Origin of the sequence: Staphylococcus petrasii, from assembly GCF_002902565.1 — a bacterium.
Classification (GTDB): Bacteria; Bacillota; Bacilli; order Staphylococcales; family Staphylococcaceae; genus Staphylococcus; species Staphylococcus petrasii.
The window spans coordinates 18,408-40,511 of record NZ_PPRC01000010.1 but is presented as its reverse complement, the minus strand read 5'-3'; the positions used below and the strand labels follow the sequence as shown (position 1 = coordinate 40,511).

The window sequence follows — 22,104 nt, the reverse complement described above, 5'->3', positions numbered from 1 at the left end:
ATGAAGATGTCGTTTATATTTTACATAAAGAAGAAATAAAATTATAAAAAAGGAGTAGAGCATGATGAATAAATTTAATGAAAAATTATTTAACTGGTTTACTCAAAATTCTACTGGCAGAGACGAACGTGAACAAAGCGTATTAGAACATAATCTAGCCATCATGTTTTTATTAACATATATTGGTATTGCGATACTAAGTTTTATAAGTTTTCTTGTTGATGCCACTAAAAATTCAATAAGTTTTGGAACGATAAGTCTTTTAATTTTATTTGCGGTATTAACTATCGTTTCATTATATATAAATAGAAGAAATCGTTTAGACGAATCTAAAGTTTATTCTCGAAAAGAATATCAAAGTTTAATAAAGAAAAAGGCTATTAAATGTATATTTTTAGTATTCTACTTTGCTATAGTGATGTTTATTTTAACTGGGGTGCTCTTCCCGTATATTTTCCATGAAGCGCCTCATTTTCAAAGTCAGTTTGTGAAGTGTTGTATTTCAGGATTAATATTTGGTGGCGCAATGTTTATCTATTATGTACTAATGATAAAGAAAGAATATTGATATATTAAACTCCTTAAATATTATATAATTAATTTATAAAATATTTAAGGAGCGTTTTTATGTTAAAAGCTGATCCGATTATAGCGAAAATGAAGAATCAAAAAATTAACTATGACAGAGTACTAAAAAAGTTAATTAATCAATGGGAACGTCAAGAATTACGTCCTAAAATTCTCCTCCATAGTTGTTGTGCACCGTGTAGCACTTATACACTAGAGTATTTAACACAATATGCAGATGTAGCAATCTATTTTGCTAATCCGAATATTCATCCTAAAAATGAATATTTACGTCGCGCTAAAGTTCAAGAGCAATTTGTAAAGGACTTCAATGAAAGAACAGGCCAGAATGTTCAATATATTGAAGCAGAGTATAAACCTCATGAATTTATGAAAATGGCGAAATCTCGTGGTTTGACTGATGAGCCAGAAGGTGGATTACGCTGTACAGCATGTTTTGAAATGCGTTTAGAATTAGTGGCAGAAGCAGCAGTGAAATACGGATATGACTATTTTGGCAGTGCATTAACACTATCACCTAAAAAGAATGCGCAACTTATTAATGAATTAGGTATGGAAGTTCAAAATATATATGATGTGAGCTATTTACCAAGTGACTTTAAGAAGAATAAAGGTTATGAGCGTTCGATTGAAATGTGTAATGATTATAATATCTTTAGACAATGTTATTGCGGGTGCGTCTTTGCTGCTATGGCACAAGGCATTGATTTTAAAACGATTAACCAGGAAGCAAAAGCGTTTCTTCAACAATTTTAAATGGCATAAAAATATCCCAACTTGAATCGGATTATAAATTCAAGTTGGGACATTTGTTTTTTATATTGTACGGTTGATAAAACGAATAATCGCTAAAACTGCTATAACTCCTGTAGAAATAAGGCCGGCTATTTTTAAACCTTTTTTCTCTTTTTCAGGTTCTGGATCTTTATTTTCCATCATTTCTAATAATTCACGTTCTATTTCAAGATCGAGGGCAGTTTTTTTCTCTCCGTTGTAGCCAATACTATTATCGTCATCATCATGTTGTTTATTATTTTGTGTAGAAGTTTCGGTTTCTTTTGTCGATGATTGTTGGTTAGCTAGATTTTTCTCTTTATCTTCTATAGCCATGCAATACTCCTCCGATAAACTTTCTTATCTTTGGTTTCAGTATATTACTTTCTGCCGGGAAGTAAAGTATATTTATGATTATTTGGCGTCTAAACCGATAATCTCACTTACGTTATTGTAGTTGTTTTGTTTTAAATAAGACGCAATGTCTTTATTGATTTTCTTAGTTAATCCAGGTCCTTCAATTACTAAAGATGAATAAATTTGTACTAATGATGCACCATTTCTCATCATTTGAATTGCATCTTCTGCGCTAAAGATACCACCTGTACCAATAATTAAGAATTCACCATTTGTTTGTTGGTACGCCCATTTCACTAACTCTAAGTTTCTTTTGAAAAGGGGTTTCCCACTTAGGCCGCCATCTTCCACTTTATTAGATGATGTTAAGCCGTCACGTTTACGTGTAGTATTTGCTAAGATCATTCCATCAAATGTTTCAGTAATTGCTGGTAAAATATTTTTAAATCCATCGAGTTCTAAATCGGAAGTTAATTTTAAGAAAATAGGAACATTAACTTCTGTATGAGCTTTAAAATCTTTCAATGCTTTACATAACATTGAAAATTCATCTTTATCATGGAAACTTTGTAAATTCTCAGTATTTGGAGAACTAATATTAACAGTGAAGAATGAAACATCGGCTTTAAACGTATCAATTACTTTGATGTAATCTTGATAGCGTTCGTTATAAGGTGTTGTTTTATTTACACCTACATTTAAGCCAACTGGAATATTGTATGCATGACGACGTAAGTTCCACAGCGCTCTATTCATACCAATGTTGTTGAAGCCCATGCGGTTAATTAACGCGTTATCTTCGATTAAACGATACATACGTGGTTTTGGGTTACCGTCTTGAGGTTTAGGTGTAATACCGCCTAACTCTAAGGCACCGAAGCCAGCATGTTGAAGGGCTTTAGGTACTTCACATGATTTATCGAAACCTGCAGCTAAGCCAACAGGGTTGTTAAATGTAATACCTTTAATTGTTTGAGACAGTGATGGGTTATCATAAGTGAATAATTTGTGGATGATTGGTAATAAGAAAGGTTGTTTTTGGGCAAACTTCAAAGCGTCGATAGTCATGCCGTGTGCTTTTTCAGGGTCGAATTTGAATAAAAGTGGTTTAATTAATTTGTACATAATAATGCTCCTATTTCATTGTATTTGAGGCTTACTATCCTCATTTAATATCATTGAAAAACATTCTTATATTAGACTAGCATTTTCACCAGTAATTGCATAGTTAAATTCTTTAGTGTTTGAAAATTTGCCTTAACTTTAATTACAAATTTGAATAAAGAGATTTTCGTGAAAGATTAGTGGAGGCATTTTCAGGAAATATAATAATTAAATACTGATACAAAATTTAAGGAGGCTAACGTTATGAAAAAAGAATGGCAAGACCAATTACCGTTAGATCATATACAAGACATTACATCAGTGAGTGGTGGGGATGTGAACGAAGCGTTTAAGATAACGACGCAAGATGAACCGTATTTCTTATTAGTTCAACGCAATCGCGATAAATCTTTCTATGCATCGGAAATTGCGGGACTTAATGCGTTTGAAGAAGCGGATGTAACAGCGCCACGCGTTATTGCGAATGGTGAAATTAACGGTGATGCGTACTTAATCTTAAGTTATTTAGATGAAGGAACGAGTGGAAGTCAACGTGAGTTAGGCCAACTTGTAGCTAAGATGCATAGTCAACAACAGCCGGATGGGCAATTTGGATTTGATTTGCCACATGAAGGCGGGGACATTTCATTCGATAATTCATGGTCAGATTCATGGATTGAAATCTTTGTGGAACGTCGCATGGATCACTTAAGAGATGAATTGATGCGCAAAGGGCTATGGAACGAAGAAGACAATAAAGTGTACGAACAAGTGCGTACTGTAATGGTTAATGAATTGGAGGCACATAATAGTAAGCCGTCGTTATTACATGGCGATTTATGGGGCGGTAATTATATGTTCCTTAAAGATGGGCGTCCTTCGTTATTCGACCCAGCACCATTTTACGGCGATAGAGAGTTTGATTTAGGTATTACTACTGTGTTTGGCGGATTTACGCAAGAATTTTATGATGAATATGAGAAACATTATCCTTCTGGAAAAGGCGCACGTAAACGTTTAGAATTTTATAGATTATATTTATTTATGGTGCACTTACTTAAATTTGGTAATATGTATGCAAGTAGCGTTAACCGCTCAATGGACGAAATATTAGCATAAAGGCATAAAATTAAGGAGGCATAGGTATCAATGTACCTGTGCCTCCTTAATATTTTTATTCTCCATCTTCACCATCTGTGACTGTTTTAATCAACTGTTTACCATTGTCATATAACATTTTTTCGAGTTCGTGACGTGAGATTAACTCTGTTGATTCAAGTTCATCTGCTAACATAGTAACAACTTGATCTGTTGTGTATGGTGCATCTGAACCATATACGATTTTATCCATATCTACGCATTGCGCGAGATTTGGCAATTGATATGGTAATACTTTTCCAGCTAAATCGAAATAAAGCTCTTTCATCACTTGTTCTAAATCATCAGGTTGACGTTCGCTACCAAACATTTTATTACCCATAGCGACACGTTGCGCAATCACTGGTAACAATGCACCGCAATGAGGCACAATCCATTTAATGTTTGGATACTTACTGAACACGTTGTTTTGACTCATATAAATGATGGTACGTGTTGTATCAAAGATGAATTCCATTAATGGTGCAGGAACGACTTCACTCATCGCCTCAATATTTGGCTTCGGTTCATTAGGGTGCAACGCAACGAGTGCATGACGTTCATTCAACTTAGCTAACACACTGTCTAAACGGTCATCGCCGATATAGACACCGCGTGCGTTAGTAGGTAAAGTGAAGCCTAATGCACCTTGTTGATCCAATGCCTCATCGATAGTAGCAATACTTTCATCTACTAACGGTAATGGTAATGTTGCAAAGAATCCTAATTGCTCAGGATATTTATGAGTGAAAGAAGACGCATAGTCGTTTACTTCTTTCGCTAATTCAACCATCTCACTATCAGGGGCGGCACTGATGTGAGGGCTTGAAATAGAGAGTACCCCGTATTCAATTTCCATACGATTCATTAAATCTAAATATCCCTCAGGAGAGAAGGCAGGCGTCGCTACACCGTCACCTTTCCCATTGAAATATTTATCTAGGAATTTTGAGAATCCCGGAGAAATATAATGCGCGTGTAAATCAATTTTCTTCATATCTATTTACGCTTCCTTTTCTTTAAAAGTTAACCAACTGTCGATTTCTTCATAATATGCGTTGACCTCATCTGGTCGATCAATACCTTGAAGCTCACTGTTTACGTCATAACCAATTTCATTTAAAGCGTAAGACAAGCATGCATAACTTTGTCGATAGCCTTCAAAATCTTTTTTCGGTAAATTAATCGTCGTTGGTTTGACCGGTGTTAAGCTATCTTTTTCATAAATACATTCAAGACGTGTAATGTACCAAACGCCTTGGTCATCTTTTTCAACGCAATAAACTAATTTGGCATCAGATTGAAGTTCCATCTCCACATTCTGAATCGTTAAACGGGTTTGAATCGTAGCTTGCATAATCGCTACCGCACGTGTGTCATTAATCCAAATTTGTGAATTATGAATTTGGTGTGGCGCGTAACGATTCATCTCTTTTGAAGAAACAACGAATTCATGACCCGTTCCTTTAAACCACGAAATATTCACGTAAGAATCTTCAGCGAAACATGACTCCATACTATTCCATAGTGAATTATCACGACAGAAACGCTCAAATTGAATCAGTTCTAGAATGTCTTCTTTCGCTAATAACGTTTCATTCGTATACGGCTTATTTCTTGTGAAAAGCACAGTCCGAACACTCCTTTATATTGATTAACCCCACATTTCAAGTACTACATTTGCGAAACCTTCTGGCTCTTGAACATAACCAAGGTGGCCGCCAGGGATATCAATAATTTTGATGCCAGTTTGTTCAGAAATGTAGAAGTTAACTTCTTGAGGGAATGAATCTCTAGAAGCGGTACCATTTAATAAAGTAATGATGTCTTTATGTTTGTTTAAGTCTTCGATAGAAATATCTGATTCAGTATATTGGCGGATTTCATATTTGAACCAACCTAACATTTCTTCAAAGCGTTTTTTACTTTCAGCGTCGTCTTCAGCTTGCGCTGGTTTAGACATATATTGTCGGTCAAGTTGACTAGTGTTTAGTGTTTCGCCGAATAATTTCATTGCTTGTGGCATACCTTCGTTAACAGCAATATCGATGATTTCAGCGTTTTTATCTTGCCAATATTTAGCGTTTGGTAAGAATGTGTTGATTGGTGGTTCGTGGAATGCGATACGTTTAACAATGTCAGAGTGTTCCTTTAATACGTGCATTGCTACGATAGCACCTGAACTTGACCCTAATACATATACAGGTTCGTCGCTTAAGTGTTTTGCTAATTCTGCGATGTCCTGAGCGTCGCGTTTAACACGGTAGCGACTGTCTGGGTTTGATACTTCGTCTGGTAGGGGTTCTGTTAATTCGCTTTGGCCATAGCCACGACGGTCTACAGCTACGACTGTGAATTTGTCTTTTAATTGTTGTGCAAGTGGCATGTAGATGTCGCCTGTGCCATTAGCACCAGGGATGCAGATTAATACGGGCCATTGCCTACTTTGTGATAACGTAATTTAGCACCTTTTAATTCTAAAGTTTCCATATATAAAACCTCCGATTAATATATATTTTTTAAATATTTCTAAGATAGAGAGTCACTCACTTTAGTTGCTCGCGTTCCTGTGGGAAAAGTAGTTCTGAAATGGATTGTCATTGCACTTAAGTTGAGACGCTTGCCTAGGGGGCTGGGTCGAGCCACGGTCTCGACACTCATCCTGCTCCCTCAGGCGTCGCTCAACTACGTTCCATTATCCATTTTAGAACTACTTACTTAAGTGGATAAGCACTTAAGTTCATCAAATCACTGTTCCCTCAGGCGTCACTCAACTATACTTTTTTATTTATCTAGGCCTAATAGTTTTGCGCCGTTTTTGTAGCTGATTTTTTCTTGTTCTTCTTCAGTTAGGCCTAATTCGCTTAGGAATGTGCCTAATTCTTCAGGTTCCACGTAAGGATAGTCTGCTGAGTAAAGAATTCTGTCTACACCAACTTCTGCTTTTACTAAGTCGAATTGTGGTTTAGTTAACATACCACTTGGTGTAATGTAGAAGTTATTTTTGAAATAATAACTAATTGGATGTTCTAGGTGATCTGCAAATAAAATACTGTCCATACGTTCTAAGAAGAATGGTACGAATTCACCCCAATGTCCAATAATGACATTTAAGTTTGGATGACGATCAAATACACCAGACAGAACTAAATGGATAGCGTGGATACCTACATCAACATGCCAACCGTAACCGAAGCAAGCGAATGTTGCAGCAGTTACATCTGGATAATTACCTTTATAATATGCTTGGTAAACATCACTTTGTACTGGAGATGGGTGTAAATAAATAGGTGCATTAAGTTCTTCGGCTGCTGCGAATAAATCATCATATTCATCTTGGTCTAAGAAACCGCTTTTAGGATGGCCCATAATTAATGCGCCTTTGAAGTTTAATTCGTTAATACAACGTTTGAATTCTTTAACAGTTGCTTCAGGTTCATTAATAGGTAATGTAGCGAAACCTACGAAACGGTCTGGATGTTCTTTTACATATTCTGCTAAAGTATCATTTGCTTTCTTACATAATTCGATAGCGCGTTCGCCTTCTAAGTTAGAAGGGGCACCGTTACCGTAAGATAATACTTGCATTTCAACATCATGCTCATCCATAAATTTAATACGTTTCTCATGATGAGTAATTTCATCTGCATCCGTGAAACCTGATTTTTGTTCTAAGCCATCTAGCATTGTTTTCATAGGTACGCCTTTAGGATCAGATGACATATATTTCATTGTTTCTTTTTGAATTTCATCTACAACATAGTGTTCTTCAAAGTTAATACTTTTCATTTGAAAAGGCCTCCTAAATATTAATTGTTCATTAAGGTTAAATTACCAAGGCATTGTGCCATTACCATCGATGAATGTACCAGTTGGACCATCTTTATCAATCGTTGCAAGTTTCACAATTGGGATAACACCTTCAGATGCTGGTTTAGAGTTATTACTGAAATCACCAACTAAATCTGTGTTCGTTGAACCTGGGTCTGCAGCATTGATTTGAATGTGTGGTAAGCCTTTAGAGTATTGCAATGTTAACATTGTGACTGCCGATTTAGATGAACAGTAAGCGAGTGAATTCACTTTAGATTCTTGCGTATCTGGATTAGTTACCATACCAAATGAACCTAAACCACTACTTACATTTACTACAACTGGTTGTTCTGACTTTTCAAGAAGTGGAACAAATGTATGCATCATTCTTACAATTCCAAAGACGTTTGTGTTATAAACTTTCTCTACGTCTTCAACAGTCAAATCTGCAGGTTTAGCGAAACCACCAGAGATTCCTGCATTATTCACTAATACGTCTAAACGTCCTTCTTTATCTTCGATTGTTTTATAAGCATTTTGAACTGAAGCATCATCCGTAACATCTAGTTGCACATAATCAACGCCAAGTTCTTCAGCTGCTTTTTGACCGCGTGCTTCATCACGAGAGCCAATATAAACTCTATGGCCCTGTTCTTTTAATTCTTTCGCAGTTTCAAAGCCTAAACCTTTATTTCCGCCAGTAATTAACGTGATTCTTTCCATTATTCTGTCACCTCATTAGGTAAATATAGTCGAATTAAATTATCACGAAATGTTTCATTTGATAATTGCCTTACATTTTTTTGAAATTCAAATGTTGCCGTTGTTAAAGATTTTAAAAGCATGTCTGTTTTGAATATAGCCCATGCCTCGTTATCGTAATCATTAAATAAGTCATAATAATATTGATTTAAATTCTTGAAAAAGTTACTTGCTCTAAATAATTCAGCATTATCGTTGCCTTCAATACAAGTAAGTAAATTACTATTATCCGTTTTAAATTGCAAAAATATGTCGAGTGAACGGCTCATAATATCTCTTTTAGAAGCATAGCGTTGTTTGACTTCAAGCATTTGGTTCATGATCTCGTCGAAGTCGTGTTCAATAATGTGGTAACATAAATCTCCTTTATCTTTGAAATGACGATAAAGGGTGCCCATACCAATATTTAGTTCTTTAGACAATCGATTCATACTTACATTATCTACACCTTCATCACGAAACAATTCAATCGCTTTATCTTCAATACGTTGCCTATTTTTTAATGCATCTTTGCGCATCATATCACCTCTTTAAAATTCATATTATTGACAAACGGATAACGCTCCGTTTATTATAAAACGTGTTAATTTATATTTCAAATATTTAAGTTTTGGACATTGAAAAAATTTTTAGAAAAGAGTGGATGAAGATGTCATTAAATAAAGAACAAAGACGTGTGACAAGTGAAGAACTTAAAGCTCATTTTCATGAATCAACATTAAGTTTAGAAAATATTGCTGAAGAGATGAATATTTCTGTGGAAGATGTGGAAAAGGTATTGAACATGGATGCGCCGAATGGCTTCTTTGGAAATAAATTACAAAAATTTATTCATTTAGTTTGGGACATCCGTGACTTAATTAATAACGATATAAAAATGAATGGTGATACACCTAAAGAATATACGTACTTAAAAGGCGAAAAAGAAGATTATTGGTTTTTACAATAGGAGAGATAAGTAATGGATAAAAGTATTTTAGTTATTGGGGCTACAGGTAAACAAGGTAATGCAGTAGTTAAACAATTATTAGAAGATGGTTGGAAAGTACGTGCCTTTACACGTAATAAAAATAATGACAAATTAACATCTATTGATAATGAAAAATTAGAAGTCTTCGAAGGCGACTTAAGTAATGAAGAGAGTCTAACACAAGCAATGGAAGGTCAATACGGTGTTTACAGTGTTCAACCTATCATTGTTGATAATGTAGAAGAGGAATTACACCAAGGTAAAATGATTATTCATACAGCAGAACAACAAGGTGTAGAATATATGGTTTACAGTACAGCAGGTGGCGTGAACCGTGATCGTACAGGTCCTCACTTTGAAGCACTTGCTGAAATTGAGAATGAACTTAAAGCAAGCTCATTAAATTATACAATCATTAAACCATCGTTCTTTATGGATAATTTCTTAAGAATTACAAAAGTTGAAGATGGTGAAATTTATATCCCAGAATTTATTAATCGAGATGTGAAATTTGCGATGATTTCATCTATCGATATTGCTAGAATTGCTACTAACATTTTTGCAAATACTGAACGTTTTAATCATCAAGCTATCGAAATCGCTTCAGATGAACTTACATTAAATGAAGTAGTAAAAACATTTGCCACAGCTACAGGTAAACCTACTGAAATTAGAGGTTCATTCTCAAGTGGCACTGCTGAACGTGGCTGGCTTGAAGAGAAAGGTTATGTCGTTAATTTCAATCAAATGGATGACATCAATCCTAATCGCTTAACGTTAGAACAATGGATTAATAAAGTAGGTTTCTAATCTTTTTGAAAATGAGGTAATGCACATGATTCAATCAATGTGGTTTAATTTGCACGTAGAAGATTTGGCACGTAGTGAACAATTTTATAAAAATTTAGGATTTGAAATAAATAAAAATCCAGATATGTTAGATAAAATGTTAGGAATTCAAATAGGTCAAACAATCATTATCTTAATTGAGAATAACCATTTTGAGAAAGTTACGCATGCCACAGTATCTTCTCAACCTAATGAAGTAATCATTTCATTAGGAGTCAAAACAAATGACGAAGTAGATGACTTAGTCGAAAAAGTTGTAGAGTCAGGTGGCAAAGTGATAGAGGAACCTGGTGTCTATCAAGGATATTATGGTGCAACTTTTGCAGATCCAGATGGACATAAATATAATTTCTTGGTTTGCTAGTTAAATAAATTTTATAAATTACACCAATTAATATGCACCTCAAAGTTAGAATACGATCTAATTTTGAGGTGCATTTTTAATATAAAGAAGTTATCAGGAAGACGTTTTTTGACCTTTATATAGATTCATATAGACTATAGAAATAATGATCAATATTGCGCCGGTTATAAATTTAGGTGTTAATGGTAAAGGGAAAAACGGAAAAGAAAATATAAACACAAATATAGGATTGAGGGTTCTTATAATATTTGCTTCGCGAAACGAAATGTATTTCAGGCCTTCATAAAATAATAAGAGTCCTATTACGCCACTGCACAAAGCAGAAAGTAAAATAGAGAATAAACCTATACCTATATGTATGGTATGTAAATGATTAGTCACAATTAATATGATACCTAGCAACAAAGTAGAAGTTGCCTGATTGTATAGCAGAATGGTTTTAGAATCAATGTCTTTGACGGTCTTTTTAGCTAACATATTCGTTAGCGCAAAAAAGAATGTATAAGATAGAGCGGCAATCACGCCTAATATACTGTTGAAATCACCTGAAAAATGAGTAATCAAAAATGAACCTATGATAGCAAATGCAATAGGAAGTGCATCATGCTTGGATAATGTTTCATTTAGAAAAAGCACTGAAAGAAGTAACGCAAATATAATATAAAATCTTCCTAATAATCCTACGCTAACTGGATCTAATAAACTTAAACTTATATATTGTAGTAAAATGCCTATTGTATTAGTAATACCTAATAGCCAAATAAACTTATTGTGATGTATATTAATTTTACTTTTAGCCAGTAATACAGTTATTAATAATATTAAAGTTGAAAATAAAGCATTTAAAAAACTCGCTTGAATGGGCGACAAATCATTGAGTGAAACTTTATTTAATATGGGCGTCAAAGACATGATAGCTACGGAAACGATATTAAATAAATAACCTTTTTTAGCATTATTCATGACGCGCCTCTAAATATTTAAATATTTCATCATATAACCCATCTTGAAACGATAATAAATTTTTATCTAATGATTCTTTCGTAAGTATTCTTTCAGTAGTTTCTGATTCTTTAGGAATATCTTTAAAATAACTTACTTCAGCTTTCACAATTGTAGTAGTATGACCGTTAGGAAGTACATAGTATCCTATATATTCAATATCACTCTCATTGATAATAGCACCAGATTCTTCATAAGCTTCTCTGATAGCAGTCTCGTTCATAGTTTCATTATTATCAACCTTTCCTCCAGTCAATTCCCGTGCTCTTTTTTTATTTTTAACAAAAACAAGATGTCCTTGATAGGTTAAAACAATTAAAACAGAATCATAGTTCGTCACTGTCTTGTTAAATTGAAGATTGATTTGGTCTATATTCATTTTCTTGAACCTCCTTTATAAAGTAATCCATAACTCACACTAACCAATACATATATTATTTATTTTTTATATAATAGTAAAATTAATTATATCGTTTTTTTCTGAAATAGAAAGACAATTCTTCACTATAAATAATTTGATTTTTCAGACAAATTAAAGTATATTATTTAACAAAGAAGTATAAATATTCAAAAAGTTACTTGTTACTCAGCATTTTAAAAAACAAAGGGGTATGTTGTTTAACTGTACATCTAGAATTTATCAAACTGAATAGCTTACTCCATAGGATGGAGAAGAAGACTATGGAAGATAAACTACAAAGAGGATTGTCTAATAGGCATATTCAATTAATTGCAATTGGCGGCGCAATAGGTACAGGGTTATTTTTAGGGGCAGGTCAATCAATTCATTTGGCTGGACCATCAATCTTATTAACTTACATTGTTGTAGGTTTGGTATTATTCTTATTCATGAGAGCAATGGGAGAGATGCTTCTTTCGAATTTAGGATTTAAATCATTTGCCGATATTGCGCATCAGTATATCGGACCATTAGCGGGATTTATTGTAGGTTGGACGTACTGGTTTACTTGGATCGTAGCAGGTATGGCAGAGGTAACTGCAGTTGCGAAGTATGTGAATTTCTGGTGGCCGACTATTCCAAGTTGGTTAACGGCTTTATTTACAGTATTAGTATTGATGGCTTTAAATTTAATGAGCGCTAAAATATTTGGGGAATTAGAGTTTTGGTTCGCATTAATTAAAGTAACGACAATTATCGCATTAATCGTAGTAGGGATTGTCATGATTGTTATGGGAATGCATACAGCAAGTGGTACAGCGAAGTTATCTAATATTTGGAGTCACGGTGGTTTCTTCCCACACGGTATGACAGGGTTCTTACTTTCATTCCAAATGGCTATCTTTTCATTCATTGGTATTGAGCTAATTGGTATTACGGCTGGGGAAACGAAAAATCCTCATAAAACTATTCCACAAGCGATCAATAATGTACCCTACAGAATTCTAATCTTTTATATCGGTTCATTAGCAGTCGTGATGTCAGTAGTACCGTGGGATAAATTGAATCCAGCTGACAGCCCATATGTAAAATTATTTGGATTGGTAGGAATTCCATTTGCGGCTGGTGTCATTAACTTTGTCGTATTAACAGCTGCTGCATCTGCATGTAATAGCGGTATCTTTGCTGACAGTAGAACAATGTATGGTTTAGCTACACGTAAACAGGCGCCTCCATTTTTGCAAAAAACGAATAAACACGGCGTGCCATACTACTCAATCTTAATCACATGTGGCTTATTACTTATCGCCGTAGTATTAAACTACGTTATTCCAAATGCCACTGAAGTATTCGTATATATCACAACAGTATCTACCGTGCTTAACATCATCATCTGGACAATTATTATGATTGCGTATCTTGGCTTCTTGAAAAATAAACCAGAACTACATGAACAAAGTAAATTTAGATTACCAGGTGGTAAAGTAAGCGCATATCTAATTCTAACGTTCTTCGTCTTTATCTTTATCGTACTTGCATTAGATAAAGATATCAGAATTGGTGTGTTAGTTGCACCGGCATGGTTAGCAGTATTATGCTTAATGTTCTTACGTTATAAGAAAGAGAAACGTAAAGAAGGCATTGATTTAGATGAACCAAAAAAAGACCCAGCAATCGGTGATTAGAAGATGGACAATAACGTTGACGCGTTTTTACTATTATAATAGTAGAAACGCGTTTCTTTTTTATTATTTTCTTCTATTAATAAAACCCATCTAATGTAGGAATAGAGCTAAAAAATTAAATATTTGAACTTGAGTTTCTTCATTTTGTGCTTAAATTGTACTATTTAAAAATAAAAGATTAAATAAATATTCTGAAAATTTAGATATTATGTTATAGTAAGATGCATCATCACTAATTTAAGCGTGTATCAACATCTTAGGAGGTTTCAATATGACAACAGAGCTTAAAAAAATAGGAGTCAGAGATTTTACGTTTAGAGTACTTTCCAGGGTAGCTATTGGAATCGTTGTAGGTTTAGTACCTAATGCTATTTTAGGTGAAATCTTTAAAGCACTTATGCATCATCATCCCGTGTTTGCGACATTTCTACATGTTGTACAAGCCATGCAATTTACCGTTCCAGCTTTAATCGGTGCACTTATCGCCTTGAAATTTGAAATGACGCCACTTGCTATCGCTGTTGTAGCGTGTGCATCGTATGTAGGAAGTGGCGCTGCTCAATTTAAGAATGGCGCATGGATTATCGCAGGTATCGGTGACTTAATTAATACGATGATTACTGCTGCCATTGCAGTACTTTTAATTTTATTAGTTGAAAAACGTGTGGGCAGTATGGCGCTTATTGTTTATCCGACTGTAGTGGGTGGATTATCAGCGACAATTGGTGTGTTAATTCTACCTTATGTTCATATGATTACAACTGGTATCGGAAATATGGTTAATAGTTTCACTGAATTACAACCAGTCTTAATGTGTATGTTAATTTCAATGGTATTTAGTTTCATTATTATTTCGCCATTATCAACGGTAGCAATAGCAATTGCGATTGGTATTACAGGTCTAGCTGCTGGATCAGCTTCAATTGGGATTTCAGCTACTGAAGCGGTATTGCTAATTGGTACAAGCCAAGTGAACCGTGTTGCCGTACCAATTTCTATCTTCTTTGGTGGGGTAAAAATGATGATGCCTAACATGGTGAAATATCCAATTATTATGTTACCTATTTTAATTACGGCAGCAGTTTCAGGTATCGCCGGAAGTTTAATTGGTATTGCTGGTACAAAAGAATCAGCAGGTTTTGGTTTCATCGGTATGATTGGACCAATCAGTGCATTTAAGTTTTTACATTTGGATTCGGCTATGATGAGTATTATCTTAATTGTATTAGGATTCTTCGTAGTACCGTTATTAACTGCATTTATTCTAGATATTGTCTTACGTAAAGTTTTAAAATTATATACTAACGATATTTATAAATTTATGGGCTAAGGCTGTAAATTTTTTGAAATAATATTTTTATGAGGAATTGATAATGATGTCTTTATGACCAATTATTGATTCCTTATTTTTCGAAAAATAAAATTATTATAAAATAGCTTGTGAGTAAATAGTGTTACAATAAAATAAATAGTGATTAAACAAAAGGATGGATGGTATATGGCTAATAAAATCGAAACATTAGCACTAAAAACGGCAGAGTTAACAAGACAAACACATGAATTAGGCATTCCTGTCATGATTTTATTTGAAGGGGTTCCGGCTTCAGGTAAAACGCGCTTATCAAATGAATTATTATTAAACTTTGATGCGAAATATACGCGCTTTATTGCCACACAATCACCAAAGGCAGACGATTTAAGATATCAATTCTTACAAAAATATTGGAACACATTGCCTGCAAAGGGAGATATTAATATTTATTTCCGCAGTTGGTATTCACATTATTTAGATTATCGTGAGAATGAAATTAAACATAATAGATATAAAAATTATGATGTTTTGAAAGAACAGATTGCTTCTTTTGAAAAAATGCTGAAAAAAGATAACTATGAAATTATTAAATTCTTCATTGAAATTAATGAAGAAAAACGTCAAGAGCACATTAAACAAACAAAAGAGAATCCTTTAATGCGTTGGAAAGTACAAGAATACGGCAATGTCTTACCTACTGAAACGTATTTAGATGATATGCATCAATTTATTAAAAAGGATAAACAATGGAAGATTATTGATTATACTGAACGTCAAAATGCGATTGAAAAAATGTATCTTCATATAATAGAACGTTTAGAACATGCGATTGATAAACATCAAAAACAAGAAAAGCATGTTGACGGTGAATTTACGCCAGACTTTAAAACAGATTTATTTGATATTAATGTAGATAAAGTGTCGAAAGATGAATATAAGCAGTTAATTACAGAATTACAACAACGTATGCGAGAAATTCAATTTGCGCTATATGATAGAAAGATTCCGCTTATCTTAGTATTTGAAGGTATGGATGCAGCCGGTAAAGGTGGCAATATTAAACGTACTAGAGAAAAACTTGACCCAACAGGTTATGAAGTAAATGGAATTAGTGCGCCAACAGATGTAGAACTAAAACATCATTATTTATGGCGTTTTGCGAAAGATATGCCAAGAAGCGGACATATTGAATTATTTGACCGCAGTTGGTATGGTCGTGTGCTTGTTGAACGAATTGAAGGCTTTGCGACTACAAAGGAATGGCAACGTGCGTACGATGAAATTAATTCTTTTGAGAAAATGTGGACAGACGAAGGGGCAATTCTTTTAAAATTCTTCCTTACATTAGATAAAGATGAACAATTAAAACGTTTTAAAGATCGTGAACAAAATGTCGATAAGCAATGGAAGATTACTGACGAAGATTGGCGTAATCGTGACAAATGGGATTTATATGTCGAAGCAAGTCACGATATGATTGAAAAAACGAATACATCATATGCGCCTTGGTTAGTTGTTCCAGCAGATCATAAAAAAACATCACGCATAGAAATATTAAAATACATTATTCGTAAATGTGAAAAAGTACTATGGGGCGTTAAAGATTATTAAAAGTGACTAGTTGACATTACTTTTTTAAACCAAGTAAATCATTTCAAGAGACTATTTTATAGAATAGTTTCTTGATTTTTTTGTTTTAAATAGAAAAAATCAATGAAAAATAAGATGTTAGAAATATTACAGGTGTGTAACAAAACCGTAATTTGTAATATTACGGATAATGTAAAACGATTGTAAAATTCTTAAAAGAGTAATGTAAATCCTTATTTTATAATGAAATTTTAAACTTAAAACCCAAAAATGTATTGTTACAACACACTTCAGTAATATTTCAATATTACAAAATATAATCTCTGTTGTAATTTTTTGTAAGATAAGCGTAATATTATTAGTATTTTTTTGTGTTATAGTAGCTAATGTCAAAAGTTAAACAAAAAACACAAACGCATTAACACAAAAGAAATTAACAAATCGAAAATATAAACTAAATTTTTGGAGGAATTATTTTTATGAAAAAGACAGTTATCGCTTCGTCATTAGCAGTAGCATTAGGAGTAACAGGTTATGCATTAACTACAGATCACAGTGCACACGCATCTGAACAAACTTCAAACTACGCACAATTAGCTAACTTAGCTCAAAATAACCCATCTGAATTAAACTCTCATCCAGTTCAAGCTGGCGCTTACAATATCTCATTCGTTAAAGATGGTTTCCAATACAACTTTACTTCAAACGGTTCAACTTGGTCTTGGAACTACACTTACACTGGTGCTGCTGACACAGCTGCAGCTACAACTACTCAAGCTGCTCCAGCTCAACAATCTCAAGCAACTGATTACTCAGCATCTTACAACCAAGGTTCTAATCAATCAGTAAGCTCTAACCAACAAGCTAGCCACGCTCAAGTTAAAACTGTATCAGCTCCATCATACAGCACATACTCAGCACCAGCTGCTTCATCAGCATCAACTGGTGGTTCAGTTAAAGCTCAATTCTTAGCTAACGGTGGTACTGAAGCTGCTTGGAACGCTATCGTAATGCCAGAATCAGGTGGTAACCCTAACGCTGTATCTCCAAACGGATACCACGGTTTAGGTCAAACTATGGAATCATGGGGTACTGGTTCAGTAGCTCAACAAACTAAAGGTTTAGTAAACTACGCTAACAGCCGTTACGGTTCATTAGATAACGCAGTTGCTTTCCGTGCTTCTCACGGTTGGTGGTAAGATTTACTAAGATAACTGGATAGCACATCGAGTTATCGGAAAGAGAGGTCGACATAAGTCGGCCTCTTTTTTTATGCCCATTTTTAAGAGAGTTTAGCTTTTTTCAATATAGGGAATGAATTAAGACTATGTATAAAATGAAATAATAGGAAAGTGTTGGGCGAAATGACATTAAAAAAACTATTAAAACTTGGAATTTTTCATAGTATATATTGGTCTACGACACAAATGGCGTTAGCTTCTTTAGGTACAAAGCTTCCTCCTACGTTCTTTACAAAGTATAGCCAACTTTTTAAGTCATTTTCCTGGGAAAAGGAAGGCAAAATATGGAACGACTTGTTTAAGATTAATAAATGGAAACATTACATTCCTGAAGGTAGTCAGTTAAACCAAAATATATACAATAAAAAACAATTAACATCATTTAAATTGAATGATTTACATACAATGATAATAGAAATGAGACGTGCTGAATTTGTGCATTGGCTATCAATGTTGCCTGTGCTAGCGTTTCTTAAAGCACCGACATATATCAAAATCATTAATGTTTCTTATGTCGTATTAGCGAATCTTCCTATTATAATAACCCAACGTTATAATCGTCCAAGATTAGAAAAAGTGTATCAATTAAAATTGAAAAGAGGTGCCCATCGTGACTAAGAAAAAAATAATAGTTATTGGTGGCGGTTTAGGTGGTATTTCAGCTGCTATTCGTTTAGCACAAAGTGGCTTTGAAGCGAACCTTTATGAGAAGAATAATCATATTGGCGGAAAGGTAAATCGTCTAGAAGAAGAAGGATTTGGCTTCGATTTAGGACCTTCAATTCTTACTATGCCTTATATCTTTGAAAATTTATTTAGATATAGTCATAAAAAAATGTCGGATTACGTTACTATTGAGCGATTACCATTACAGTGGCGAAGTTTCTTTACTAACGGCGAAGTGATTGATTTATATGAAGATTTAACAATAATGTCTCAAATGAATCAAAGTTTAAATGAAGAAGATGTCCAACAGCTACATCAATTTCTACAATATGCTGAAAAAATTCATCGTTTTACTGAAGAAGGATATTTTGCATTAGGCTTAGATACGGTAAGCGAAATTATTAAATATCAAGGGCCTTTCAATTCTTTAAAAGGTGTTGATTACTTTTCAACAATGCAAGAAGCCATTAATCGATATGTTGAAAAACAAGAATTGAGAGATATGTTGGGTTATTTTATTAAATATGTAGGATCTTCATCTTATGACGCGCCGGCAGTGTTAACATTACTCATTCATATGCAATATGAACAGGGTTTATGGTACGTTAAAGGTGGCATTCATCATTTAGCGCAAGCCTTAGAACAACTTGCTAGGGAAGAAGGCGTAACGATACACACTGGAATAGATGTCCGAAGCATTGATACATATTTTAATCATGTGACAGGTGTGAGATTAGATAATGGCGATCATGTTGATGCAGATTACATTGTTTCTAATAGAGAAGTGATTCCTACCTATCGTGACTTGATGCACTTTTCAGAGAAAAGACTAGCGAAATTAGAAAAAACATTTGAACCTGCAAGTTCAGGATATGTCATGCATCTAGGCGTGGATAAAGAATATCCGCAATTAGCACATCACAATTTCTTATTCTCAAGCGATTCTAAACGTAATTATCACGAAGTCTTTCATGAAAAGGTCTTACCACAAGATCCAACAATTTATCTCGTGAACAGTAACAAAACGGATAAAACGCAAGCACCCGCAGGTTATGAGAATTTGAAAGTGTTACCGCATATTCCATATATTCAGGATAAACCGTTTACCGAAGAACAATATAGTAAATTTCGCGAACGTGTATTAGATAAATTAGAGCGAATGGGCTTAACGAATTTAAGACAACATATAGTATATGAAGATATATGGACACCGCATGATATTGAGCATCATTATGCTTCAAATAGAGGTGCGATTTATGGTGTTGTAGCGGATCGCAAAAAAATAAAGGCTTTAAGTTCCCTAAACAAAGTCAGTATTTTGAGAATCTCTACTTTGTAGGTGGTTCAGTCAATCCTGGTGGCGGTATGCCAATGGTGACGCTAAGTGGGCAACAAGTTGCTGATAAAATTAATGCTAGAGAACAGGGCGGCTTGCAAGAATAAATGGAAGGAGAGAAGCGCTAGTGAAAGTATTAGAACCACTATTGCACGGCTTGATAGGGACGTCTGTATTAAGTGGATATTTGATGTACAATCGTCGTCATTTGCTACATTTTCAAAAAGAGAATACCGCTAGCGCCTCTCAATCTGTCAGTATTATTATTCCTGCAAGAGATGAAGCCAAACGGTTACCGCATTTGCTCAAAAGTTTGAAGCGACAAACGATACAAGCAGAAGTCATCGTCATGGATGATGGCTCGCAAGATGACACGGTTCGAGTCGCGAAAGAATGGGACGCGAAAGTTTACGCTGTAACTGAAGATGAGAAGAACAAAAGATGGTACGGGAAATCCTTCGCTTGTTACCAAGGCGTGAACTACGCGACTTCAGATATCGTCATGTTTATCGATGCAGACGTTGTATTATTGAATGACCACGCTTTAGAGGCCGTCTTACAAAGTTATGAGAAGCAACAATATCGTGGATTACTAAGCATTCAACCGTATCACACCGTTAAAAAGCCATATGAACAGTTATCGGCTTTATTCAATTTAATGACGGTGGTAGGGATGAATCAATTCTCAAGTGTGGCAAAAAAGGAACCACAATCACTAGCATTCGGGCCTGTAACGGTGATGAACCAAGCGGATTATGCTTTAACACAAGGGCATTACAATGCACGTAAACATATTATTGAAGGATTCGCATTAGGTGAAGCATTCAACCAACAACGGTTGCCGGTGACTTGTTATGAAGGTCAAAACTATGTAGGATTTAGAATGTATGAAGAAGGACCAAGAAGCTTGATTGAAGGCTGGACCAAACATTTAGCAGTAGGTGCCTCTCAAACACAGGGACGCATTATGATTCTAATTATCATGTGGATGATAGGAAATATGCTGATGCCATTTGCCTTAATGCTTAGCTTTTTATCAAAATCTATTTCTTTTAAGCGTATTAGTTTATCCTACGGCTTAGCTACGCTACAATTTATTCAATTACATAAACGTATTGGCTCGTTTTCAATATTATCTTTAATGTTAAGTCCAATACTATTTTTAGTATTTATGTTCATTTTTATGAATTCTTATCGTCATATTCATTTTACAAAAACGGTACAATGGAAAGGACGTACTTTTAATATTAATCATTAACGCATAAACAGGGGGCTCTCCATGAGAACTATAGAGGAAAGTTATCAATATTGTCATCAAATTATGAAAGAGTATTCAAAGAGTTTTTCATATGCTTTTGATATGTTACCAGAACAACAACGCCAAGCTGTGTGGGCAATTTATGCCGTGTGTCGTATTGTTGATGATAGTATCGATATACATCAAGATGTTGAGTATTTACATAAAATCCGCCGTGATGTTCAGTTAATTGAAAATCACGCTAGTATACCTGAGACTTTTGAAAGTGATGAACAGATTATGTTGGCTTTTGCCGATACGAGTAAACATTTTCAAATGAATTATCAGGCCCTCTATGACTTGATTGACACTGTTGAAGCGGATCAACACTTTGAGATGTTTGAAACTGATCAAGGGCTACTAGATTATTGTTACGGTGTAGCAGGCACGGTCGGCGTGTTGCTTATTCCAATCTTATCTACGCCACCCACTCAAGAAGCTTACGATAATGGCAAACAATTAGGTGAAGCATTACAGCTTACAAATATTTTACGTGATGTAGGAGAAGACTATCGTAATGGTCGTATTTACTTCAGTATTGAACGTCTAAATGAATTTGATGTTTCTATTGAAAAGGAAATCGAGCGTGATAAGCCATCAGAGAATTATCAACGTATTTGGGAATTTTATGCCAAGTTAGCTGATGATAACTATGATGCTGTACTTAACAATTTAGAGGTGTACAATAAAGAATCACGTATGATTATTGAATTAGCTGCTGAAGTGTATCGAGGCATTTTAAATGAAGTGAGAAAAGCAGACTATACGCTTGATAAACGCGTCTATGTGTCAACTTGGAAGAAGAATAAGATTTACCGTAGTTTAAAGAAAAAATATAAAGCTTAGGTGGTAATGGT

22 protein-coding genes and 2 pseudogenes are annotated in these 22,104 nt (G+C 34.4%); 14 read left to right on the top strand and 10 right to left on the bottom strand.

Features of this window, described 5'->3' with window-relative positions:
* Nucleotides 1-64: 64 nt before the first annotated feature.
* Both CD127_RS02445 and CD127_RS02440 read left to right on the top strand, forming a co-directional pair.
* Nucleotides 65-568: a DUF3278 domain-containing protein gene (locus CD127_RS02445; protein WP_103365628.1), complete on the top strand. Its 504-nt coding sequence runs from the start codon at nt 65-67 to the stop codon at nt 566-568.
* Nucleotides 569-627: 59 nt separating this feature from the next.
* Complete coding sequence (locus CD127_RS02440; RefSeq protein ID WP_103365627.1) at nt 628-1,344, top strand: epoxyqueuosine reductase QueH; 717 nt, start codon at nt 628-630, stop codon at nt 1,342-1,344.
* 60 nt (nt 1,345-1,404) lie between these two features.
* On the opposite strand, the gene CD127_RS02435 is transcribed toward CD127_RS02440, so the two are convergent.
* Nucleotides 1,405-1,698: a hypothetical protein gene (locus CD127_RS02435; protein WP_103365626.1), complete on the bottom strand. Its 294-nt coding sequence runs from the start codon at nt 1,696-1,698 to the stop codon at nt 1,405-1,407.
* A gap of 78 nt (nt 1,699-1,776) precedes the next feature.
* On the bottom strand, nt 1,777-2,844 hold the full coding sequence (locus tag CD127_RS02430; protein ID WP_103365625.1) for a quinone-dependent dihydroorotate dehydrogenase: 1,068 nt from the start codon (nt 2,842-2,844) through the stop codon (nt 1,777-1,779).
* 243 nt (nt 2,845-3,087) lie between these two features.
* On the opposite strand from CD127_RS02430, the gene CD127_RS02425 reads away from it, so the two are divergent.
* The gene (locus CD127_RS02425; RefSeq protein ID WP_103365624.1) at nt 3,088-3,942 is read left to right on the top strand and encodes a fructosamine kinase family protein; all 855 of its coding nucleotides are present in this window, start codon (nt 3,088-3,090) and stop codon (nt 3,940-3,942) included.
* Nucleotides 3,943-3,997: 55 nt separating this feature from the next.
* Here the strand turns inward: CD127_RS02425 and CD127_RS02420 are convergent, their stop codons facing one another.
* From CD127_RS02420 to CD127_RS02395, 6 genes and pseudogenes are all read right to left on the bottom strand, one after another.
* Nucleotides 3,998-4,957, bottom strand: a complete 960-nt coding sequence (locus CD127_RS02420) for an amidohydrolase family protein (protein ID WP_103365623.1) — start codon at nt 4,955-4,957, stop codon at nt 3,998-4,000.
* Nucleotides 4,958-4,963: 6 nt separating this feature from the next.
* Nucleotides 4,964-5,590, bottom strand: a complete 627-nt coding sequence (locus tag CD127_RS02415; RefSeq protein WP_103365622.1) for a nuclear transport factor 2 family protein — start codon at nt 5,588-5,590, stop codon at nt 4,964-4,966.
* Nucleotides 5,591-5,614: 24 nt separating this feature from the next.
* Nucleotides 5,615-6,450, bottom strand: a pseudogene (locus CD127_RS02410) (alpha/beta hydrolase).
* A gap of 294 nt (nt 6,451-6,744) precedes the next feature.
* Nucleotides 6,745-7,749, bottom strand: a complete 1,005-nt coding sequence (locus tag CD127_RS02405; RefSeq protein ID WP_103365621.1) for an amidohydrolase family protein — start codon at nt 7,747-7,749, stop codon at nt 6,745-6,747.
* A 42-nt stretch (nt 7,750-7,791) separates the two neighbouring features.
* Nucleotides 7,792-8,496, bottom strand: a complete 705-nt coding sequence (locus CD127_RS02400; RefSeq protein ID WP_103365620.1) for an SDR family NAD(P)-dependent oxidoreductase — start codon at nt 8,494-8,496, stop codon at nt 7,792-7,794.
* Nucleotides 8,496-9,053: a TetR/AcrR family transcriptional regulator gene (locus CD127_RS02395; protein WP_103365619.1), complete on the bottom strand. Its 558-nt coding sequence runs from the start codon at nt 9,051-9,053 to the stop codon at nt 8,496-8,498. Before CD127_RS02395 ends, CD127_RS02400 begins: the two co-directional genes overlap by 1 nt.
* Nucleotides 9,054-9,184: 131 nt before the next feature.
* On the opposite strand from CD127_RS02395, the gene CD127_RS02390 reads away from it, so the two are divergent.
* Genes CD127_RS02390 through CD127_RS02380 form a run of 3 tightly spaced genes read left to right on the top strand, consistent with a single transcriptional unit; the run spans nt 9,185 to nt 10,718 of the window.
* The gene (locus CD127_RS02390) at nt 9,185-9,484 is read left to right on the top strand and encodes a DUF2316 family protein (protein ID WP_103365618.1); all 300 of its coding nucleotides are present in this window, start codon (nt 9,185-9,187) and stop codon (nt 9,482-9,484) included.
* A gap of 12 nt (nt 9,485-9,496) precedes the next feature.
* Nucleotides 9,497-10,315, top strand: a complete 819-nt coding sequence (locus CD127_RS02385) for an NmrA/HSCARG family protein (RefSeq protein WP_103365617.1) — start codon at nt 9,497-9,499, stop codon at nt 10,313-10,315.
* 25 nt (nt 10,316-10,340) lie between these two features.
* Nucleotides 10,341-10,718 carry a VOC family protein gene (locus CD127_RS02380; RefSeq protein ID WP_103365616.1) on the top strand — a complete coding sequence of 126 codons (378 nt, stop codon included), beginning with the start codon at nt 10,341-10,343 and terminating at the stop codon, nt 10,716-10,718.
* Nucleotides 10,719-10,811: 93 nt separating this feature from the next.
* Here the strand turns inward: CD127_RS02380 and CD127_RS02375 are convergent, their stop codons facing one another.
* Nucleotides 10,812-11,681, bottom strand: coding sequence for a DMT family transporter (locus CD127_RS02375; RefSeq protein ID WP_103365615.1), 870 nt, complete (start codon nt 11,679-11,681; stop codon nt 10,812-10,814).
* Nucleotides 11,674-12,099, bottom strand: coding sequence for an NUDIX domain-containing protein (locus CD127_RS02370; protein WP_103365614.1), 426 nt, complete (start codon nt 12,097-12,099; stop codon nt 11,674-11,676). Before CD127_RS02370 ends, CD127_RS02375 begins: the two co-directional genes overlap by 8 nt.
* A gap of 302 nt (nt 12,100-12,401) precedes the next feature.
* Between CD127_RS02370 and CD127_RS02365 the strand changes: the two genes are divergently transcribed.
* From CD127_RS02365 to CD127_RS02330, 8 genes and pseudogenes are all read left to right on the top strand, one after another.
* Nucleotides 12,402-13,805: an amino acid permease gene (locus tag CD127_RS02365; protein WP_103365613.1), complete on the top strand. Its 1,404-nt coding sequence runs from the start codon at nt 12,402-12,404 to the stop codon at nt 13,803-13,805.
* Between the two features lie 271 nt (nt 13,806-14,076).
* Complete coding sequence (locus CD127_RS02360; RefSeq protein WP_103365612.1) at nt 14,077-15,135, top strand: PTS sugar transporter subunit IIC; 1,059 nt, start codon at nt 14,077-14,079, stop codon at nt 15,133-15,135.
* 168 nt (nt 15,136-15,303) lie between these two features.
* Nucleotides 15,304-16,728, top strand: a complete 1,425-nt coding sequence (locus CD127_RS02355; protein WP_103365611.1) for a phosphate--AMP phosphotransferase — start codon at nt 15,304-15,306, stop codon at nt 16,726-16,728.
* Between the two features lie 458 nt (nt 16,729-17,186).
* Nucleotides 17,187-17,906, top strand: a complete 720-nt coding sequence (locus tag CD127_RS02350; RefSeq protein WP_103365610.1) for an aggregation-promoting factor C-terminal-like domain-containing protein — start codon at nt 17,187-17,189, stop codon at nt 17,904-17,906.
* 165 nt (nt 17,907-18,071) lie between these two features.
* Nucleotides 18,072-18,566, top strand: coding sequence for a glycosyl-4,4'-diaponeurosporenoate acyltransferase CrtO family protein (locus CD127_RS02345; protein WP_103365609.1), 495 nt, complete (start codon nt 18,072-18,074; stop codon nt 18,564-18,566).
* Nucleotides 18,559-20,057: pseudogene (locus CD127_RS02340) on the top strand (phytoene desaturase family protein). The gene CD127_RS02345 and the pseudogene CD127_RS02340 overlap by 8 nt, the downstream one beginning before the upstream one ends.
* Before the next feature lie 20 nt (nt 20,058-20,077).
* The gene (locus CD127_RS02335; protein WP_103365608.1) at nt 20,078-21,208 is read left to right on the top strand and encodes a glycosyltransferase family 2 protein; all 1,131 of its coding nucleotides are present in this window, start codon (nt 20,078-20,080) and stop codon (nt 21,206-21,208) included.
* Nucleotides 21,209-21,229: 21 nt separating this feature from the next.
* Nucleotides 21,230-22,093 carry a phytoene/squalene synthase family protein gene (locus CD127_RS02330; protein WP_103365607.1) on the top strand — a complete coding sequence of 288 codons (864 nt, stop codon included), beginning with the start codon at nt 21,230-21,232 and terminating at the stop codon, nt 22,091-22,093.
* Nucleotides 22,094-22,104: the final 11 nt, after the last annotated feature.

Excerpts from the sequence above, each read along its gene's own strand:
- CD127_RS02445 (WP_103365628.1), top strand. The coding sequence starts at position 65 with ATGAATAAATTTAATGAAAAATTATTTAACTGGTTTACTCAAAATTCT.
- CD127_RS02440 (WP_103365627.1), top strand. The coding sequence starts at position 628 with ATGTTAAAAGCTGATCCGATTATAGCGAAAATGAAGAATCAAAAAATT.
- CD127_RS02435 (WP_103365626.1), bottom strand. The coding sequence starts at position 1,698 with ATGGCTATAGAAGATAAAGAGAAAAATCTAGCTAACCAACAATCATCG.
- CD127_RS02430 (WP_103365625.1), bottom strand. The coding sequence starts at position 2,844 with ATGTACAAATTAATTAAACCACTTTTATTCAAATTCGACCCTGAAAAA.
- CD127_RS02425 (WP_103365624.1), top strand. The coding sequence starts at position 3,088 with ATGAAAAAAGAATGGCAAGACCAATTACCGTTAGATCATATACAAGAC.
- CD127_RS02420 (WP_103365623.1), bottom strand. The coding sequence starts at position 4,957 with ATGAAGAAAATTGATTTACACGCGCATTATATTTCTCCGGGATTCTCA.
- CD127_RS02405 (WP_103365621.1), bottom strand. The coding sequence starts at position 7,749 with ATGAAAAGTATTAACTTTGAAGAACACTATGTTGTAGATGAAATTCAA.
- CD127_RS02400 (WP_103365620.1), bottom strand. The coding sequence starts at position 8,496 with ATGGAAAGAATCACGTTAATTACTGGCGGAAATAAAGGTTTAGGCTTT.
- CD127_RS02395 (WP_103365619.1), bottom strand. The coding sequence starts at position 9,053 with ATGCGCAAAGATGCATTAAAAAATAGGCAACGTATTGAAGATAAAGCG.
- CD127_RS02390 (WP_103365618.1), top strand. The coding sequence starts at position 9,185 with ATGTCATTAAATAAAGAACAAAGACGTGTGACAAGTGAAGAACTTAAA.
- CD127_RS02385 (WP_103365617.1), top strand. The coding sequence starts at position 9,497 with ATGGATAAAAGTATTTTAGTTATTGGGGCTACAGGTAAACAAGGTAAT.
- CD127_RS02380 (WP_103365616.1), top strand. The coding sequence starts at position 10,341 with ATGATTCAATCAATGTGGTTTAATTTGCACGTAGAAGATTTGGCACGT.
- CD127_RS02375 (WP_103365615.1), bottom strand. The coding sequence starts at position 11,681 with ATGAATAATGCTAAAAAAGGTTATTTATTTAATATCGTTTCCGTAGCT.
- CD127_RS02370 (WP_103365614.1), bottom strand. The coding sequence starts at position 12,099 with ATGAATATAGACCAAATCAATCTTCAATTTAACAAGACAGTGACGAAC.
- CD127_RS02365 (WP_103365613.1), top strand. The coding sequence starts at position 12,402 with ATGGAAGATAAACTACAAAGAGGATTGTCTAATAGGCATATTCAATTA.
- CD127_RS02360 (WP_103365612.1), top strand. The coding sequence starts at position 14,077 with ATGACAACAGAGCTTAAAAAAATAGGAGTCAGAGATTTTACGTTTAGA.
- CD127_RS02355 (WP_103365611.1), top strand. The coding sequence starts at position 15,304 with ATGGCTAATAAAATCGAAACATTAGCACTAAAAACGGCAGAGTTAACA.
- CD127_RS02350 (WP_103365610.1), top strand. The coding sequence starts at position 17,187 with ATGAAAAAGACAGTTATCGCTTCGTCATTAGCAGTAGCATTAGGAGTA.
- CD127_RS02345 (WP_103365609.1), top strand. The coding sequence starts at position 18,072 with ATGACATTAAAAAAACTATTAAAACTTGGAATTTTTCATAGTATATAT.
- CD127_RS02330 (WP_103365607.1), top strand. The coding sequence starts at position 21,230 with ATGAGAACTATAGAGGAAAGTTATCAATATTGTCATCAAATTATGAAA.